Below are 1,751 nucleotides of genomic sequence, written 5' to 3' on the forward strand. Positions count from 1 at the left end.
GGACGGGACAGGACGGGACAGCGGTTTCGGACCAAGACTGCATGAGAGCGAGCCTAGTGGACCCGCATTTCCGCCTCGGAGGGAGCCGCCGCCCCCACGGGCACCGAACGGTTCCGTCAGAACGCGGGCCACGGAATCGGCCGGTGACCGTTCGGCCGGGGCATCACCGGTGCCGCGAGGAGGTCCACGRCACGCTCGTACAGCGCGGCGACCTCGCCGGACGTGATGTGCTCACCCAGTCGCGTACCGAAGTCGCCCTCGAGCGAGGAGATCAGTTCGGCGATGTCGACGACGAGGGCGCCCGGCACCTCCGTCCCGGCCCACCCCCACAACACGGTCCGCAGCTTGTTCTCCGTGTGCAGGCAGATGCCGTGGTCGACGCCGTAGACGGACCCGTCGAGCCCTTCGAGTGCGTGGCCGCCCTTGCGGTCGGCGTTGTTGATCAGCACGTCGAGGACCGCCATCCGCTGTAGCCGCGGGTCGTCGGCGTGGATGAGCGCGACCGGTTCTCCGTCCATGTCGGTGGCGCGCAGGATTTCGAACCACCCCTCGGGAACGGCGTCGGGAGCGCAGATGTCGACCAGGTCGAGACCGCCGGTGTCGTCGGCGTGCCGGTCGGGGGTGTCGACCCACCGCTGCACCATTCCCGGGCCGAACGGACCGTCCCGCAGGAGAGTGCGGGGAATCACACCCCACCCGAGCTGCTCGGATACGAGATACGACGCGTATTCACGTCCGGCGAGCGTGCCGTCGGGGAAGTCCCACAACGGACGCTCCCCGCGGACCGGCTTGTACACGCAGCGGACGGTGGTCTCGCCCTCGACCGCGTCGCACACCAGGGTGGCGTTACTGGCGTGGGTGATCTGGCCGATGAGGGTCAGCTCGCCGGACTCCAGAGGATCGGACTCCTCGGCAGGCACCCGTCAGTCCTCCTCGTCCATCTCCGGGGTGAGGCCGAAGCTCTGGCCACGGCGGTACCCGTTGGTCCGGATGCAGATGTGCCCCTCCGGCGCCAGTGGCTCACCGCACAGCGGGCACGGCGCGCGTCCGGCGGCGATGACCCGTTCGGACCGCAACGAGAAGTCCCGCGCCTGCAACGGGGTGAGGAAGACGCGCACGGCGTCCGGTCCGTCCTCGGAGTCGTCGAGAACGACGGACTCGTCGAACTCCGTCTCGCTGACGGCGAGCAGTTCCACCACGACGGCTCCGGCGTCCGCGTCCCAGCCCAGGCCCATCGTGCCGACCCGGAACTCGGCGTCGATCGGGGTGACGAGGGGGCTCGCGTCGTCGAGTTCGGCCCCCTCCGGGGGAACCTCCGTCCCGAACCGGCGGTGCACTTCCTCGAGGAGGAGCCCCATCCGGTCGGCCAGTACCTGGACCTGCTGTTTCTCCAGCAGGACGCTGATCACTCGCGCCTCGTGTACTGCCTGGAGATAGAACGACCTGTCGCCGGGCTCACCCACCGTCCCGGCAATGAATCGGTCAGGAGTGCGGAATACGTGAATTGCGCGTGACATTGCACCTCCTTCGGCTGGAGCCGGGCCCTACTGCGGCGCTGCCCACTCGTTGTTCCGTCTCGGACTGTTCCTCGCAGCATGTTGCGTTCATTATCCGTCAATCGTCACCGGCGGGGTCCGCCTAATCGTCACCGGCGGGGTCCGCCTAATCGTCACCGGCGGGGTCCGCCTAATCGTCACCGGCGGGGTCCGCCTAATCGTCACCGGCGGGGTCCGCCTAATCCTCACAGGCGG

The 1,751-nt window shown here is 68.6% G+C and carries 2 protein-coding genes; both read right to left on the reverse strand.

Annotation, left to right across the window (positions count from 1 at the left end; genetic code table 11):
* Positions 1-116: 116 nt before the first annotated feature.
* On the reverse strand, positions 117-920 hold the full coding sequence (locus tag AC1D1G_RS44900) for an SCO1664 family protein (RefSeq protein WP_477956906.1): 804 nt from the start codon (positions 918-920) through the stop codon (positions 117-119).
* A gap of 3 nt (positions 921-923) precedes the next feature.
* On the reverse strand, positions 924-1,517 hold the full coding sequence (locus tag AC1D1G_RS44905) for a DUF3090 domain-containing protein (RefSeq protein WP_005243068.1): 594 nt from the start codon (positions 1,515-1,517) through the stop codon (positions 924-926).
* Positions 1,518-1,751: the final 234 nt, after the last annotated feature.

The organism is Rhodococcus sp. P3_B8 (assembly GCF_056402775.1).

Coding starts and splice junctions, on each gene's coding strand:
- AC1D1G_RS44905 (WP_005243068.1), bottom strand. CDS start 1,517: ATGTCACGCGCAATTCACGTATTCCGCACTCCTGACCGATTCATTGCC.